We start from the raw sequence: 17,324 nt of genomic DNA on the forward strand, positions 1-17,324 counted from the left end.
GCGGAAAACGGAAGTGGTTACGTTTTCCGCCCGGGGGCGTTTTTGTCAGTAAAAACAAAGATGACGATATACAAAAGTATATCGCCATCTTTTTATGAGGGGGGAGATAGTGAGTGGTTTATCAACTATCCGAGATTTATTATAAAAGGAATATGTGAGCAAAGTGTGTCCAAATTCTAAAAGAAATGGAAAAAATATAAAGAAAAGAAGAAAAATTGTGGGAAGAGGTATGGACAGAAGAGAGAAGAGAGCGTAAAGTGAGAGAAAAATGTATCTTCGGAGTCTTTTTTTGTGCCTGTATTTGCGTGAGCTGAAAAATTCCGGGAGTACATCATAAAAAGAGGAGGAAACAGGATGAGACAGAAAAGAATCAGCGATTACGGATATCGGATAGGACATCATGAAAGCGGACCGCAAAATAAAATTACGGATGTGCCCGGTGTGCGGGTAGGCCATGCGACGGTGGAAAGTGGAAATCAGCATACCGGAGTGACGGTGATTGTGCCGGGAGAGGGCAATCCGTTTCTGAAAAAGTACCTGGCGTCTGCCTACGTGCATAACGGTTTTGGGAAAACGTGCGGTCTTGTGCAGGTACAGGAGCTCGGAACTCTTGAAACGCCCATTGCCCTGACCAATACACTGAATGTCGGAAAAGTGGCGGATGCATGATTTCATGGATGATACAGCAGACCAAAAAAGAAGGGGAAGATGTTTTTTCCATCAATCCGGTTGTCGGAGAATGTAATGATTCGAGAATCAATGAGATTTGTAACCGGGTAGTGGGGGAAAAAGAGCTGTATCAGGCACTGGAGCAGGCGGATACAGACTTTGCGGAAGGTGATATCGGTGCCGGAACAGGAACTATCTGCTATGGGCTGAAAGGGGGAATCGGATCGGCATCCCGCACGCTGGTGCTTGACGGAAAAACATATACTATTGGTGTTCTGGTGCAGTCAAATTTCGGGGCAACCAGAGATTTGAAAATCAGTGGAAAACCGGCAGGGGAGAAGATTCTGGAGCGGATCCGGAAGGAAGAATGCGGAAGCAGCGCCGAAGACCGGGGATCGATTATGACGGTTCTGGCAACAGACCTTCCGGTATCGGAGCGGCAGCTGTACCGGATTATCCGCCGCTGTGGAGTCGGAATCGCCAGAACAGGAGCCTATACCGGCCACGGAAGCGGTGAAATCATGATCGGATTTACAACGGCAAACCGCGTGGACACAAAGAGTACATGTGAAGTGGAAGCGTGCGCCGGATAAAAGAAGAAAAAATCAACGAGGCATTTGAAGCAGCGGCAGAGGCTGTGGAGGAAGCGATCCTGAACTCTATGGTAACCGCAAAGGAAAAAAGAGGCCTGGACGGAGCCAGATACCGCAGCCTTGCCGAATTTCTGGAAACACCGGGATTTCTGAAATAAATTATTTTTCCAGAACCATACGCCCCAGCTCGGAAATTTCACATCCGCCTTTTGTCCGGTGCACGATGAGATAACCGGCGGAAGAAAGCTCTCCGAGTACGGTGCGCAGAGCCGCTTCGGATACAAAGGTTTCTCCGTCGGCCAGTCCGTTTTTGATTGCCAGGCGGCCTGCTTTCGGATGCGTCGATACGAAAGAAAGAACCTGATATTGAAGGTCGGTGAGGGAAACGTCAGCCATCTGGCGGGAGCGGAGGTACGTTGGCAGATCGGAAAGCTGCAGCTTATGGCTGCTGTACCGGGTAAACAGGCTGCAGGACAGATTGTACAGCTCATGAATATTTCCGGGGTACGCATATTCCTTCAGAAAGCGCAGAAGCCCTTCCGAAAAGATCCGGTCGCAGGTCATATCGGTGTTGTGGAAAAACTGAAGCAGAAAGTAATTGAGAAGATCGGGAATATCCTCCCTGCGTCTGCGGATCGGGACTGTCTGAAGCTCGGAAGCACTTAAAAGGTGAAAAAGCTCCCGCAGGAAGGTTCCTTTTTCTACTTTTTTATAAAGGTTATCATCCGCAATAGCAATGATACGCACATCGAAACGGCGGGTTTCCGGTGCGGAAAAGAAGTTACCATGAACATTGGTAAGAACATTGACCAGCAGATCCTGAATGGAAAGCGGAAAACGGTCCACCTGGGAAAGGACGAGTGTGCCATGGTTGGTTTCGGCAAGAAGCCGGAGCAGGGAGGCTTCGGTCAGATCATTTCCCGGAGAATGAAGAACAGAAAACGGATAATGGTGGCGGCGCGAAAAATTGTGGATCGCACGTGCGAGTGTTCGGCGCTGTGTACCGCTTTCTCCCTGGATCAGAATCGGAAAATCAAAGAGTGCAAGATGTCTGGCCTGCGCCATCAGATTCTGGACGGAATCTGCGTGGGACAGGGAAAGGGAAAAGGTACGGGAGGAAGCGAAAAAAGTGCTTTCTTCCGTTTTTTCGTCTTTCGATACCGACATTTCCATGGATCTGCTCTCGGGAAGAAACGCAAGAAAAACAGGTTCTGTATCTGGAAAAACCATAGAGAGAACGCTTAACGTGATCTGTGTTTTCTGATCCGAAAGGAGAATGGTCCAGTCACCGTTGCGGTCGAAAGCAGTGTCCGCGTAGGCAGGCGGAAGACATTCCGAAAAAGGCTGTCCTTCAAAGTTGGAGGAAGGAAGCGAGAAGGCATGTGCAAATTTAGCGTTCATGAACTGAATGCGGCCATCCGCACCAAACAGACAGATGCCAATGGGAAGAGAGAACAGGATAACCTGCATGAGCTGTTCGGTCTGTACATAATTTGTATAGTAAGTTTCTGAGGTCTTGACGGTGTGAAGAATCTGATTGACATAATTGCGCGATACACGGTTTACGGTCTGCAGAGGAATGTTGAAATATTCGCAGAGCTGTAAAATAGTGGAAATATCGATGATACGGTTGCCGATATCCAGCACATTGGGGATGCGGGAAGGAACGAGCTGCGGCTCGCCGGCGGTGATGGCAAACTGAATGTCAGACTCGGTATCTTTGCATCCGGGATAAAACGGAACAAAGTCATATTGGGTGATGCCGCATTCCTCAAGCTGGGAAATGATAGCGAGCGTGGAATATTTATCATCGTTTACCAGATAGACACGTTCGTGCGGCGGAATCTGAATGATTTTATCCAGGAACATGTGGTTGAAAACGCGGTCGCAGGGGAGCTGCAAAATGGAGGAGTCAAGGGTAAGCGGAAAGGTTTCCATGGCGCGGACGCTTGGAAAAAGGACGCACTGGTATCCCCGGAAGAGAGAAGGGTCTGTGGCCTGCTCTCTTAAAAGGGTATTGAAGGTGAGATATTCACCGAGCACGGAGTGAAGATAAGACTGAAATTCGGAAAGCATTCGTTTCCGGGAAGAAATGATCAATACGTTGCCAAGCTTTTGTGTTCTGTTCATAAAGGGACCTCTTTTCCTGCTAAAAAGTGGTAATGGGTTAAAAATTAGGATAATTATATCATTTTTGACGAAAATAAACAACCTAAATGCAAAAAGACAAAAAAGAAAAGAAAAAATCAGGAAGAATGCTTTGACATAGTGACGCATTACATCTATAATACCGATTAAGCAAAGGGGCTGTAAAAAAAGGTAAGGCATCTTTGCTCTTTTTTATATCATGGTTCTGTTATCTGTGAAAAGAAAGAACAAAGAAAACAGCAACACTTGCAGAAAAGGAGGAGACAACAATGAAAAAAAGACATGTAATGCGTGCTCTGGTTGCAGCAGCAACAGCACTGGCACTGACAGCATGCGGATCGACAGGCTCTTCTGACACAAGTAAGAGCACATCAACAGCATCTGCTGCATCGACCTCATCCGGTTCGGAAGCAGATACGGAGAATACCATCACGATCCCGGCAGGCGAGTCGGTATCCCAGGATTCTGATGTTACGGCAATGGTAGCTGTAGACTTTACCACCATGGATCCGATGGATACTTCCGATACACTTTCCGGTGGTGTACAGCGAATGATGATGGACGGTCTGTTTGGATTCGATGAGAATATGCAGATCATTCCGATGCTGGCAACCAGCTATGAAGCAAATGATGAAGCAACCGAGTATACGATTCATCTTCGTGAGGGCGTAAGCTTTACCGATGGAACTCCGTGGAATGCAGATGCCCTGATTGCAAACGTAAATAAATGGGCAGACAAGAGCCTTGGACTGAAACGTACTACATTCCTCTGCAATGTTCTGGATCATGCAGAGAAGATAGATGATTATACCGTTAAAATTTATTTATCACAGTCATTCGGTGCTTTCATCAGCAACCTGGCACATCCGGCTACGCTGATCATGAGCCCGAAACAGATTGAAGCAGGAGAAGATGCCTGTGCACAGGCACCGGTAGGAACCGGCCAGTACAAATTTGTTGAGTGGGTTGCCGGTGACCATATGAAGGTAGAGCTGAACAAAGACTGGTGGGGATATGACGCAGACGTCTGCGGCGGAACTGCTCTGGCAGATGCAGATGCAGGATTTAAGAGCATCACATTCAGACCGGTTGCAGAAAGTGCTACCCGTGTATCTGCAGTTCAGGCAGGTGACGCACAGATTATGTGGTCTGTACCGACCGAAAGCGTTGACACCTTAAAAGGTGACAGCAACGTATCCGTTGGAATGGGCGACAGCATCACCGTATGGTACTTCTTCATGAATACACAGAAAGCACCGTTCAACGATGTTAAGGTTCGTGAGGCAATGGCTTATGCAATCAACAAAGAGGCATATATCCAGGTTGTTATGAACGGTTACGGTTCTGTGGCAACTTCTATGGTAGGAGAAGCAGTACAGCACTACAAAGGAAATGATCCGTATTCCTACGATCCGGAAAAAGCAAAAGAGCTGTTAAAGGAAGCAGGATATCCGGATGGATTTACCACAACACTGATGTACAGCAACACGACAGCAAATCAGAAAAAAGCAGAGTTCTACAAACAGCAGCTTTCTGAGGTTGGTATTGATCTGGAATTGAACGGAATGGAAAGTGCCGTTCTGAATGAAAAGGTTCAGGGAGCTGACTGCGCAGGAGCAGATGCCGAGGTTGACTGCTACTTAAGCGGATGGTCTACTTCCACCGGTGATGCCGACTGGGGACTTCGTCCGATGCTGGCAACCGAGTCTGAGCCGCCGATGAGCTACAATATCAGCTACTATGAGAATGAAAAAGTAGATCAGCTTCTCAAAGACGGTCTTGCAACTGCAGATGAAGACAAACGTGGTGAGATCTATGGAGAAGTACAGGATATCGTATGGAAGGATCTCCCGCTGCTCTGCATCGCAAACGATAAAAACATCTGGGCAACCAGCAACAACATTACCGGAGTATATCTGTTAGGCGATGGAAGCATCGGCATGAGAAATGCCAGAATGGCAGCCGAATAACGGCAGACTGAAATAAGGATATGAAAAAGACCCCGGCGTCCTTCCATCAAAAGAGGGCGCCGGTTTCTTACAAACAGGAAAGCAGGCAGTGATCCGTGGGATTGTACCTGTAGGATAAGCATGAAAGTAGGAGATACAATATGCCAAAATATATACTGAAGCGTATTGTGGGTACGATCCCCACACTGATTATTGTTGTTACATTTGTATTTTTCTTTGTCCGCCTGATTCCGGGAGATCCGGCGAGACTCGTTGCAGGAGAGCAGGCAACACAGGATGACGTAGAGGCAGTAAGAGAAGAGCTTGGCCTCAATAAATCCATTCCGACACAGTATGTTACCTATGTGACAGGACTTTTAAAAGGAAATCTCGGAACCTCCCTTCGCACAAAGCAGCCAGTTACAAAGGAGGTTGCGGGAAGATTCGGAAATACCGTTCGTCTGGCATTTGTCACATTGCTGTGGAGCTCGGTTGTTGGTGTGCTCTTTGGTGTGTGGTCCGGAACACACCGGGGAAAATGGCAGGATTATACCGGAATGACGATTGCGGTCTCAGGTATTTCGCTCCCCTCGTTCTGGATCGGCTTTCTGTTGATTATGCTGTTTGCGGTAAAACTGCGAATTCTGCCGACAACAAGCGGAACAAGCCTGAAAAGTCTGATTATGCCGTCGATCACGCTCGGCGTCGGAATTGCAGCCGTGATCGCACGATTTACAAGATCCTCCATTATTGAGGTTTTAAAAGAAGATTACGTCAGAACAGCAAGAGCAAAAGGAATCAAAGAAAAGGTTGTGATCTGGAAGCATGTTTTCCGCAACTCCATGATTTCCGTCGTGACGGTTGTGGGTCTGCAGTTCGGCTTTCTGCTGGGAGGTTCTGTTGTCACAGAAACGGTATTTGCCTATCCTGGCCTTGGCTCCCTTCTGATTGAATCGGTCAATTACAGAGATTATCCGGCAATCCAGTCCTGATTCTGATCTTTTCGCTGCAGTTTATCGTCATCAACCTGATTGTCGATATCCTCTATGCGGTTCTGAATCCGGAAATTAAACTTCAGTAGGAGATGAGTGGAATGAAAGAAAAGAAAAAAGTACAGACCGAGAACCAGGAGAGAATTAAAACTCCGTTTTCTGAGATGGTTCGAAAATTTAAAAAACAGAAAAATGCAGTAGTTGCGCTTTGTTTTATCATTTTTCTCATTTTCCTTGCGTTTTTCGGAAGCAAAATTGTGCCGTACGGAATCAATGAGTATGATTATAATGCGATTCTGCAGGGACCAAGTATGAAGCACCTGTTTGGAACGGATGAGTTTGGACGGGATCTGTTTTCCCGTATCGTCTGTGGAACCCGGATTTCACTTGCAGTCGGATTCGGCGCTGTTACGGTCGGTGCAGTCTGTGGTACCATTCTCGGACTTCTGGCCGGATATTACGGCGGATGGATTGATTCTATTATTATGAGAATCTGCGATGTCCTGTTCGCTTTTCCGGGACTGATTCTTGCAATCGCCATCGTGGCAATCCTCGGAAGCGGCATGACAAACGTTGTGATTGCGGTCGCTGTCTTTTCTACACCGACCTTCGCACGGCTTGTCCGAAGCAAAACGCTGACCCTGAAAAATTCCGTTTTTGTCCTGGCGGCACGGAACATCGGTGTTTCCGATGCGAGAATTCTGTTTCACCATATTCTGCCGGGAGCCATTCCGGACATCATTGTACAGTATTCCATGTCATTTGGATCTTCCATTCTGACGGCATCGAGCCTTTCCTTCCTGGGAATGGGAGCACAGCCGCCGACACCGGAATGGGGACTGCTTCTTTCCAACGGAAGAAACTATATGGCAAGTGCAATGTATGTGACGATTTTCCCGGGTCTTGCGATTTTCCTTACCGTACTGAGCTTTAACCTGTTAGGCGACGGACTTCGCGATGCACTCGATCCGAAACTTTCCGATTGATAAGGAGGAGCAGAAGTGGCTACTGATAACGTACTTGAGATAAAAAATTTACATACGTATTTCTATACCGATGGCGGTGTGATCAAAGCAGTAGATGGTGTCGATGTGGAGCTTCGACGCGGCGCAACGCTTGGCATCGTAGGTGAGTCGGGAAGTGGAAAGAGCGTGACATCCCTCTCTGTGATGGGATTACTGGCCGGAACGAAAGGAAAAATTGCTGATGGCGAAATCCTGCTGGATGGCGATGACATTGTAAAGCTGACGAAGGAACAGCAGAGAAAGCTGCGCGGAAGCAAAATTTCCATGATTTTCCAGGAACCGATGACCAGTCTGAACCCGGTCATGAAGATTGGAGACCAGGTGGCAGAATGCGTTCTGCAGCACGAAAAAATATCAAAAAAAGAGGCACTGAAAAAGGCGGAAGATATGCTCCGGAAAACCGGTGTTCCGCGTGTGGAACATATGATGAAGGAGTATCCGTTCCAGCTTTCCGGCGGCCAGAGACAGAGGGTCATGATTGCCATGGCACTTGTATGCAAGCCGGAAATCCTGATTGCGGATGAGCCGACGACTGCGCTGGATGTAACGATTCAGGCACAGATACTGGATCTGATGAATCAGCTGAAAAAAGAGACAGGTACATCGATCCTGTTTATTACACATGATCTTGGCGTCGTTGCAGAGGTCTGCGATGATGTTGCCGTTATGTACTGCGGCCGCGTGGTAGAGCGCGGAGATGTAAAAACAATTTTCGCCAATCCGTCCCACCCGTATACGAAGGGACTGCTGGGATCGATTCCGAGACTGGGAGACGCCGGAAAAGAACTGAAGTCGATTCCGGGTAACGTTCCAAACCCGAAATATATGCCGAAAGGCTGCAAATTTGAGCCGCGATGTCCATACGCTTCGGAAAAATGCCGCGAGGAAGAACCGGGATTTTTCCAGATCGAGGAAGGCCATATCAGCAGATGCTGGCTCTGCGAAAGCGGACAGCTCAAAACAGATCACGTAGAGAAGGCAGGTGACTAGGATGTCGGATACATTACTTAGAGTAGAGGATTTGAAAATTTATTATCCGGTTGCCGGAAGCGGATTTGGGAAAAAGGAATTCGTCAAAGCGGTAGACGGAGTTACCTTTGAGGTGAAAAAAGGAGAGGTATTCGGAATTGTAGGCGAGTCCGGCTGCGGAAAATCCACACTGGGAAGAGGCGTCTGCAAACTGGAAAATCTGACATCGGGCCATGTGTATCTGGATGGCGAAGATATTACAGAGTACAATGACCGGAGAATGCGTTCCGTCCGGAAAAAAGTACAGATGGTTTTTCAGGATCCGTATGCGTCCCTGAATCCACGAATGTCCGTTTTTGACATCATTGCAGAGCCGCTGCTGGTGCATCATCTGTATCAGGATAAAGCGGATCTGGAAAAGAAAGTGCTGGATCTTTTGCACAGGGTAGGACTTGATGACTACCATGCAAACCGTTATCCTCATGAATTTTCCGGCGGTCAGCGCCAGAGAATCGGAATTGCCCGCGCACTTGCGGTAGAACCGTCTCTGATCATCGCAGACGAACCGGTTTCGGCACTGGATGTGTCCATTCAGGCGCAGGTTCTGAATCTTTTAAATGAACTGAAGCATGATCTGGATCTGACCTATATTTTTGTTGCACATGACCTGAGTGTTGTGGAATACATCAGTGACCGTGTCGGCGTTATGTATCTCGGCAATTTCGTGGAGGTCGGAGAAAAAGAGAAAATTTACAGCAATCCGATGCATCCGTATACGCAGGCACTGCTTTCCGCAGTTCCGGTTCCGGATCCGACGGCAAAAAGAGAAAGAATTCTGCTTGAGGGAAGCATCCCATCCGCCCACAAGCCGCCGACAGGCTGCAAATTCCATACCAGATGTCCAAAATGCATGGAATGCTGCAAAACACAGGCGCCGGAGCGGTATGAAGTGGATGACGGACATTACGTATATTGTCATCTTTATGATAAAGAAAGAAGGGAACAGCAGAAATGAAGCTTTTTATCAGTGCAGATATCGAGGGCTGTGCCGGAGTGGCACTGACCGATGAAACACATAAGAAGGAAAGCGTATGCCAGAGATTTGCAGAGGAGATGACCGAAGAGGTCGTTGCGGCATGCGAAGCAGCACATGAAGCGGGCGCGGATGAGATTGTCGTAAAGGACGGTCACGGAGATGCATCCAACATTGACCCGCTGAAAATGCCGGAGTATGTCACCCTGATCCGGGGAAAGAGTGGTCATCCGTATAATATGATGTATGGTATCGACGACAGCTATGACGGCGTACTGTATCTTGGATACCATGCACCGGCAGGAGATCCCAATTTTTCGATCAGCCACACATCGACAGGAAACAGCCTGTATATTCATCTGAATGGAAAAGTGATGAGTGAGTGCATGCTGAACAGCTATACAGCAGCATCACATCACGTACCGGTGCTGTTCCTTTCCGGAGATGAAGAGATCTGCCGTCAGGCCAAAGAACTGATTCCGGGCATTACGACAGTGGAAACGAAGCATGGTGTCGGTGCGGCAACGTGGTGCAAAGCGAAAGGAAAAGTGATCTCCGAAATCCGGGAAGGGGTAAAAAAGGCAGTTGCCGGACAGAAAAAAGAGTGCCAAGTGGCCCTTCCTGAGCACTTTACGTATGAGGTAACCTACAAAGACTGGAAAAAAGCGTACACGATGTCGTTTTATCCGGGAATGCAGAAGGTAGATACCTTCACAAATAAGCTGGAGACAGACCGCTGGATGGATATTGTCACAGCACATTGCTTTGTTGTATATTAAGAATATAAATCTGACAGAAAACCAAAGAAAAGAGGATAAAACAATGGATATAGAAATGTTTGGAAAGCTTTCCGATGCATTTGGACCAAGTGGATTTGAGGAGGATGTCATCCGTACCATTGCAGATTACTGCAAAGAATTTGATGTAGAAAATGACGCAATGAATAACCTGTATGTGCGGATGCCGGGAACAAAGCAGGATTCCCGTCCGGTCATCCAGCTGGATGCCCATCTGGACGCATGCGGTTTCATGGTACAGAATATCCAGGACAACGGATGCCTCGGCATTATCATGCTTGGCGGCTTCCATCTGACCAGTCTTCCGGCACATGCGGTATGGATCCGCACCAGATCCGGAAAGATGGTACATGGTATTATCTGTGCGAAACCGGTTCATTTCATGACAACAGCAGAACGCAACAGCCAGACTCTGGAAATTGAAAAAATGTATGTGGATGTCGGAGCAACCAGCCGCGAGGAGGTTGAAAACGTTTTCGGAATCCATATCGGTGATCCGATGATGCCGGATGTAACCTTTGAATACGATGCAGAGCATGAAATCTGCTTCGGAAAAGCATTTGACAACCGTGCCGGCTGCGCGTGCATCGTAGATACGATGAAACAGCTGGAAAAGGAGCAGGCTTCTCTTGCAGTTAATGTTGTCGGCGCCTTTGCGGCGCAGGAGGAGGTCGGAACTCGCGGTGCTGTGGTAACGAGCCAGATTGTAAAACCGGATCTTGCCATTGTATTTGAAGGATCTCCTTCCGATGACTTTTTCATCAGCGCAGGACAGGCACAGGGCTGCATGAAGAAGGGTGTTCAGATTCGTATCCTGGACAACAGCTATATTTCCAATACGCAGTTTATTTCACTGGCCGAGGAAGTGGCAGCAAAATGCGGAATCAAATACCAGGAGAGTGTAAGAAGAGGCGGAAGTACAAACGCAGCAAAAATCAGCGTGACAGGAAAAGCAGTTCCGTGTCTGGTGCTTGGTGTTCCATCCCGCTATGCGCACAGCCATTACAATTTCTGCGCAAAAGAAGACCTGGAGGCAGCAAGCGCAATGGCAGCCAATGTCATTCGTGCTTTAGATGAGGAAAAGATCCGTCATATCTGCCATCAGGATGTACTGTAAAATATTCAATAACGAAAGAAAAAGCATGCCGGAAGCGGGTTCACAGGAAAGGTGAAGCCGTTTTCGGCATATCTGGTAAAAAAGGAGAGTTTACAAGTGAGAAAACCGATCATTGGAATCTTGGGAAATACGTATAAAACACAGCCGGGACTTTTTTCAAGTGCGGAGAGAATGTATGTCAACAGCGATTATATCGAATCAGTTCTGAATAACGGCGGAATTCCTATGGCAATTCCGGCAGTTGCCATGAAAGCGGATCCGGAAGGCATACTTGCTGTGTGCGACGGAATTCTGGTTCCCGGCGGAGAGGACTTAAATCCGTGGTATTATGGGGAAGAGCCAAAACCGCAGATCCAGACCATCCGCCCGGAGATCGACGAGGCATGGTTTGCACTTGGACGGGCAGCAAAAGAGATGGGAATGCCTATGCTTGGCATCTGCAAAGGAATTCAGTTTTTAAATGTCCTGTGCGGCGGTGATCTGTACCAGGATATCTATACACAGAAGGAAACTACAATTCTGCATCTGCAGTCCCTGGAGCGGTCGTATCTGCATCACCATGTAGAAATTAAAGAGGGAACCCATCTGGCAGAAATCCTTGGGGCGGGAACCCATGCGGTAAACTCCATGCATCATCAGGCAGTGCGTACGCCGGGAGAGGACATCGTGGTTTCAGCAACGGCGCCGGATGGAACCATCGAGGCGATAGAAAGCCGCAACGGACAGATTGTGGCCGTACAGTGGCATCCGGAAGGGCTGATCCACTCAGCGCCGGAGATGAACCGCCTTTTTGCGGATCTGGTAGAAAGAAGCAGCAGATACAGAGAGAAAAAGTAACGATTTGGAACCATGTAAAAGGAAAGAAAAACCGGGATGGGACCTTTGAACCGTTACGAAAAAATAAGAATGGATAAAGATGCGATTCTAAAAGCAGAGAGCAGGAATCGTTCGGGAGGCAAAAAAAGAATGAACAGAACAATAAGAGTATCGGCGGCGGGTGATATTCTGATTATGAAACGGCTTCTGCCGGGATATCAGGATGTTTTGCCGATTCGCGAATTTCTGATGCAGGGAGAGGTTCGGATGGCGAATCTGGAAACGACGATATCGGACGGCAGCTGTTACGCATCGGCGTATTCCGGCGGAACATGGCTGACTGCAGATGCGAAGTGTCTGGAAGATACCCTGCGTTACGGTTTTAATTTTCTTGGGATTTCGAATAATCATACGATGGATTATTCCTACGAAGGACTTGCATCTACGATCAGCGAACTGAAAAAAAAGGATGTGGCATATGCCGGAGCAGGCAAAAATCTTTACGAAGCATCGCGTCCTGCCATTCTGGACACAACAGCGGGACAGATTGCGGTGATTGATATCTGTTCTACCTTTGAAAATGCAGCCAGGGCGGGAAGCCAGACGGAACGGCAGCCTGGCAGGCCGGGCTTAAATCCGCTGCGCTTTTCGGAAAAATATACCATTACGGAGAAACATGCGCAGGATCTTGCAAAGATTGCAGAGGTGACCGGAATCAACGGACTGCGGGATCTGCACCGGCAGGAGGGATTTATAGCTCCGCTTCCCGAGGGTGCCATGGAATTTGGCGGGAAAATGTTTGAAATCAGCAAGGACGGAACAGAGGGAAGAAGCTCCAGCCCGAATCCGATCGATGTGAAACGCACCGTCGATGCAATCCGGGAAGCGAAGATGACATGTGAGGCAGTCCTGGTTATGGTACATTCACATGAAATCCGTAAGGACAACGACGAGGAAGCGGATTATTTTCTGGAGGAATTTGCACACGCCTGTATCGATGCGGGAGCCAGCGCGGTGATCGGGGGCGGAACGCATCAGCTGAAGGGAATCGAACTGTATCATGACTGTCCGATTTTCTACTGCCTCGGAAATTTTATTTTTGAAAATCAGTATGTACGCCTTCTGCCTGCGGACTACATGGAAAAATATGGTCTGAATATTCACACGGCAGCATCCATCGGAATCGCCAGGCGGCAGGAGCAGTCCTCACATTCCCTCTATGAAATTCCGGAGGTCTATCGGAGTGTGCTGCCGTATTTCGAGATCTGTCAGGGAAAATGCACACATCTGGAGCTTCTGCCGGTCGAGCTTGGTATGGACAGGGAAAACGCAGAAAAAAATATTCCGTACGTGGCAGACGAAAAAACAGCAGAAAAAATTGCAGAATATCTCACCCGCGTGAGCAAGAGATATGGAACAGAATGGGAATACAAAGAAGGAAGGATTGTACTTCATGCGTAAAAAATGGGAAATAGAAGAGGAATACCGAAACTTTTGCCGGAACAACAAAGAACTTGCGCTGCAGACGCTGCGGGAGCTGACACTGACCCCGACGGAAACGGGAAAAGAGGATCAGAGAATCGCATATTGCATGGAATGGATGAAACAGCAGGGCATGGAGTCGGTTCATACGGATGAGCTTGGAAATGTAATCTGGGAGTATCGGCCGGAACAGGAAAAGAAGGTTCTGTATACGGCGCATCTGGACACTGTGTTTTCGCTGGAGGAGCCGCTGGAGATCAAAGAAGACGGAATGATCTGGCGTTGTCCCGGTATCACGGACGATACCGTGAATGTTGTGATGCTTCTGATGGCGGCAAAATACGTTCATGAGACAGAGCCGGAGCTTCCATGCGGTCTGATTTTTGCAGCGGATCTGGGAGAAGAAGGGCTTGGCAATCTGTGCGGAGTTCGCGCGCTTGTCGACCATTATGAAAAAAATCTGTGCGGAATGGCAGCCTTTGATCTGTATCGGGATAAAATGTATCCCATCTGCATCGGGTCTGTCCGGTATCGGATTTCGGCAAAAACAAAGGGCGGTCATTCCTTCCTGAATTTCGGAAGAAAAAATGCTATTGCAGAGCTTGCGGGCCTGATCGGAGAGCTTTACCGTTTTCAGACGGATGCAGCATCTCATACAACATACAATGTGGGAAAAATAGAGGGAGGAACCTCTGTTAATACGATTGCGCAGGATGCCTCCATGCTGTTTGAATTCCGTTCGGAGGATTACAGGAGCCTGGAAGCCTGCGAAACATATCTGGAGGAGACCATAGCAGCACGCCAGAGTGAGGAGGTACAGTATTCCTGTGAGCTCGTCGGAAAGCGGCCGTGCGCAAGAGAAACCGATCCTGTCCAGATGGCACGTATGACGCGGTGCGCACAGAAAACGCTGAAGGCAGCCGATGGGGAAGAACCGGTATGCTCTGAAGCATCCACAGACTGTAATATCCCATTGTCGCGGCATATTCCTGCTATCTGCGTCGGTTTCTGCCGGGGCGGGGGAGCGCATACCAGAGAAGAATGGCTCGATGCCGCCAGCGTAGAAGATGGCATGTGTGCAGCCGTAGCACTCGTATGCCGGCTTCCGTGGATGTGCTGCGAGAGCAGAGTCGTTGTAAGGAACGGGATAGAGGATCGAAAAGAGAAAGAGGAAATCCGGCAGCTGCTGGAGCTGTGCGATCAGGATTTCGTTCCGCCGCTTTCCCACCGCAACAGTACATCCCAGACGAACTGGGCCGAGACAGAAGAAAAGACGGATGGAATTGCAGAATATCTGGAGAATATCTGCAGTCAGCATGTGGTGCTGTGGAAGGAAGAGGGAGTCGTGCGGGCCTTTATGACCTGGAAGGATCATTTTAACTGTGAGAATCTGGAAGCATATCCGGATTCCTGCTATCTGACCACCCTCTGCGTCTGGCCGGATTACCGCGGACAGGGAATTTCGGAGGTAATGTATGCAGAAGCAGAAAAGGACATCGCAGCAAAATTTCCGGGAAGCCGGATTACTCTCCGTACCTGGTCCACGAACGGGGCCCAGGAGCATATCCTGGACAAGCTGGGATATCGTCTTGTCCGGCGGCTGAAGGATGACAGGGGAGAAGGAATTGATACGGTTTATTTTGTGAAAAAGGAAGAAAACGACAGATAACATGGTGCTTGCAAATCGCAGCTGAAGATGTCATAATCGGAAGCATAAGACAGCAAAAGGAGGGCTATAGCTATGCCTTGTACAACCATTTTAGTTGGAAAGAAAGCATCGTATGACGGTTCCACCATGATCGCGCGAAACGACGATTCCGGTGCAGGCCATTATACATCGAAAAAATTTGTAGTGATTCACCCGGAGGAGCAGCCGAGAACCTATAAAACCGAGATTTCTCATCTGACCATTGAGCTTCCGGACAATCCGATGCGGTACACTGCAGTGCCAAACGCAGAAAAAGGCGAGGGTGTCTGGGCGGCAAGTGGCGTGAATGCAGCGCAGGTCGGTATGACTGCGACCGAGACAATCACATCGAATCCGCGTGTGCTGGGTGCGGATCCGCTTGTTGTTTATCAGCCGGCGGAAGACGGAAAAGAAGAGGTTCCGGGCGGAATCGGCGAGGAGGACCTTGTTTATATTGTTCTTCCTTATATTAAAAGCGCCAGAGAGGGTGTCAAAAGACTGGGCAGTCTGCTGGAGCAGTATGGTACATACGAGATGAACGGCATTGCATTTCAGGACCACGATGAGATCTGGTGGCTGGAGACGATCGGCGGCCATCACTGGATGGCAGTGAAAGTGCCGGATGACCATTATGTGGCCATGCCGAACCAGCTTGGCATCGACCATTTTGATCTGGAGGATGCACTCGGCGAACAGAAGGAATATATGTGCTCAGCAGACTTGAAAGAATTTATTGAAACATATCATCTGGATCTTTCTATGGATGGAAATTTTAATCCGCGCGATGCTTTCGGAAGCCACGATGATTCCGATCACGTTTACAATACACCGCGTGCCTGGTTCATGGAGCGCTATCTGAACCCGCACACAAAAAAATGGGACGGACCGGATGCCGATTACACACCGGTATCTGACGATATTCCGTGGATGATGGTTCCGGAGAAGAAGATCACCGTAGAGGATGTGAAATACGTACTGTCCTCCCACTATCAGGGAACACCGTACGACCCGTATGCCGCATACGGCGATAAATCGTGGAAAGGGGCATACCGCTCCATCGGTGTCAACCGGACCGATTTCCTTTCTGTCATCCAGATGCGCCCGGATCACAAAGGAGACAACGGCATTCTGCAGTGGATTGCATTTGCGTCAAATGCATTCAATGTGCTGGTTCCGTTCTACACCGATGTGACGACAACACCGGAGTATCTTTCCAACACAACGGGAGAGGTTTCCACAGATAACTTCTACTGGGCAAGCCGCATGGTGGCAGCAATGGCAGATGCATCCTATAAGTCTTCTATCTTTCACATTGAGCGGTATCAGGAAAAGGTGATGGCAAAAGGCCATGCACTGATCCACCAATACGATGCGCTGCTTGCAGGGGAGACAGACGAAACAAAACAGACACAATTGAGAGAAGAAGCAAACAACAAAATCGCTGAAATGCTGAAAAAAGAGACGGGTGCAACACTGCACAAGGTACTCTTTGAACTCAGCAACCAGATGAAAAACGCGTATTCCAGATCGGATGCGTAAGGCTTTTTCAGGGAAAGAATAGGAGAATGGTTCTGCGCGCAGGAAAAATTGCGCGCAGAATCATTTCCTGTCCGGAATCGTCTCGAACAAACAGGGTGTTACAGTTCGCCGGACACCGGTGAACGATACGATCCTGATAAAAAATCTCAGCGTACTTTGGTGAATTTTGTTGACAACAGGCAGTTCCTGTGCTACAATAAACCAGCGACATGGAAGAAGGTCTTTTTTTTATGCCTGAAATTGCTGAAGTACGAGCAGCAAAAACAGGGCAGAAATGAAGAGACCGCCGCTGATCCGCAAGGATCACAAGCGATAACGCAAATACACAGTGGAGGTGGAAGTCGTGCGCGTAAAAATCACATTGGCATGTACTGAATGCAAACAGCGTAATTACAACATGACAAAAGAGAAAAAGAACCATCCTGAGAGAATGGAGACAAAGAAGTACTGCAGATTCTGCAAAAAGCACACAATGCACAAAGAAACCAAATAATCTTTGGTAAGAGGT

General features: G+C 48.4%; 14 protein-coding genes and 1 pseudogene. 14 read left to right on the forward strand and 1 reads right to left on the reverse strand.

From position 1 onward, the window contains the following. Together DW965_RS19450 and DW965_RS13290 are read left to right on the forward strand one after the other, a co-directional pair. Window positions 1–180 (forward strand): hypothetical protein (locus tag DW965_RS19450; protein WP_207666214.1); only part of this gene is annotated, 180 nt, incomplete at its 5' end. Window positions 181–354: 174 nt separating this feature from the next. Further along, window positions 355–1,420 (forward strand): annotated as a pseudogene (locus tag DW965_RS13290) (P1 family peptidase). Window position 1,421: 1 nt separating this feature from the next. Here DW965_RS13290 and DW965_RS13295 read toward each other — a convergent pair. After that, entirely contained in the window at window positions 1,422–3,392 is a 1,971-nt protein-coding gene (locus tag DW965_RS13295) for a sigma 54-interacting transcriptional regulator (RefSeq protein ID WP_158582857.1), read from the reverse strand. Window positions 3,393–3,679: 287 nt separating this feature from the next. Here DW965_RS13295 and DW965_RS13300 point away from each other — a divergent pair, with 287 nt between their 5' ends. From DW965_RS13300 to rpmG, 12 genes are all read left to right on the forward strand, one after another. Continuing rightward, window positions 3,680–5,380, forward strand: a complete 1,701-nt coding sequence (locus tag DW965_RS13300) for a glutathione ABC transporter substrate-binding protein (protein ID WP_119198468.1) — start codon at window positions 3,680–3,682, stop codon at window positions 5,378–5,380. Window positions 5,381–5,520: 140 nt separating this feature from the next. After that, window positions 5,521–6,351, forward strand: coding sequence for an ABC transporter permease (locus tag DW965_RS13305; protein WP_243036636.1), 831 nt, complete (start codon window positions 5,521–5,523; stop codon window positions 6,349–6,351). A 101-nt stretch (window positions 6,352–6,452) separates the two neighbouring features. Next, entirely contained in the window at window positions 6,453–7,337 is an 885-nt protein-coding gene (locus DW965_RS13310; RefSeq protein WP_055219238.1) for an ABC transporter permease subunit, read from the forward strand. A 15-nt stretch (window positions 7,338–7,352) separates the two neighbouring features. Further along, the gene (locus tag DW965_RS13315; RefSeq protein WP_117761727.1) at window positions 7,353–8,366 is read left to right on the forward strand and encodes an ABC transporter ATP-binding protein; all 1,014 of its coding nucleotides are present in this window, start codon (window positions 7,353–7,355) and stop codon (window positions 8,364–8,366) included. 1 nt (window position 8,367) lies between these two features. Continuing rightward, the gene (locus tag DW965_RS13320; protein WP_117805054.1) at window positions 8,368–9,360 is read left to right on the forward strand and encodes an ABC transporter ATP-binding protein; all 993 of its coding nucleotides are present in this window, start codon (window positions 8,368–8,370) and stop codon (window positions 9,358–9,360) included. Then, the gene (locus DW965_RS13325; RefSeq protein WP_118700353.1) at window positions 9,357–10,157 is read left to right on the forward strand and encodes a M55 family metallopeptidase; all 801 of its coding nucleotides are present in this window, start codon (window positions 9,357–9,359) and stop codon (window positions 10,155–10,157) included. The genes DW965_RS13320 and DW965_RS13325 overlap by 4 nt, the downstream gene beginning before the upstream one ends. Before the next feature lie 43 nt (window positions 10,158–10,200). Beyond that, entirely contained in the window at window positions 10,201–11,292 is a 1,092-nt protein-coding gene (locus DW965_RS13330; protein WP_119198469.1) for a M42 family metallopeptidase, read from the forward strand. Window positions 11,293–11,388: 96 nt separating this feature from the next. Beyond that, on the forward strand, window positions 11,389–12,129 hold the full coding sequence (locus DW965_RS13335) for a gamma-glutamyl-gamma-aminobutyrate hydrolase family protein (RefSeq protein ID WP_055219249.1): 741 nt from the start codon (window positions 11,389–11,391) through the stop codon (window positions 12,127–12,129). Between the two features lie 129 nt (window positions 12,130–12,258). After that, complete coding sequence (locus DW965_RS13340; RefSeq protein WP_158582859.1) at window positions 12,259–13,569, forward strand: CapA family protein; 1,311 nt, start codon at window positions 12,259–12,261, stop codon at window positions 13,567–13,569. Beyond that, window positions 13,562–15,259, forward strand: coding sequence for a M20/M25/M40 family metallo-hydrolase (locus DW965_RS13345; RefSeq protein ID WP_158582861.1), 1,698 nt, complete (start codon window positions 13,562–13,564; stop codon window positions 15,257–15,259). The genes DW965_RS13340 and DW965_RS13345 overlap by 8 nt, the downstream gene beginning before the upstream one ends. Window positions 15,260–15,331: 72 nt before the next feature. Next, window positions 15,332–16,816 carry a C69 family dipeptidase gene (locus tag DW965_RS13350; RefSeq protein WP_117761721.1) on the forward strand — a complete coding sequence of 495 codons (1,485 nt, stop codon included), beginning with the start codon at window positions 15,332–15,334 and terminating at the stop codon, window positions 16,814–16,816. A 343-nt stretch (window positions 16,817–17,159) separates the two neighbouring features. Beyond that, window positions 17,160–17,309: a 50S ribosomal protein L33 gene (rpmG, locus tag DW965_RS13355; protein WP_055219257.1), complete on the forward strand. Its 150-nt coding sequence runs from the start codon at window positions 17,160–17,162 to the stop codon at window positions 17,307–17,309. The last annotated feature ends 15 nt before the right edge of the window (window positions 17,310–17,324 follow it).

It is taken from the genome of Blautia sp. AM47-4, assembly GCF_003479865.1.
Classification (GTDB): domain Bacteria; phylum Bacillota; class Clostridia; order Lachnospirales; family Lachnospiraceae; genus Fusicatenibacter; species Fusicatenibacter saccharivorans.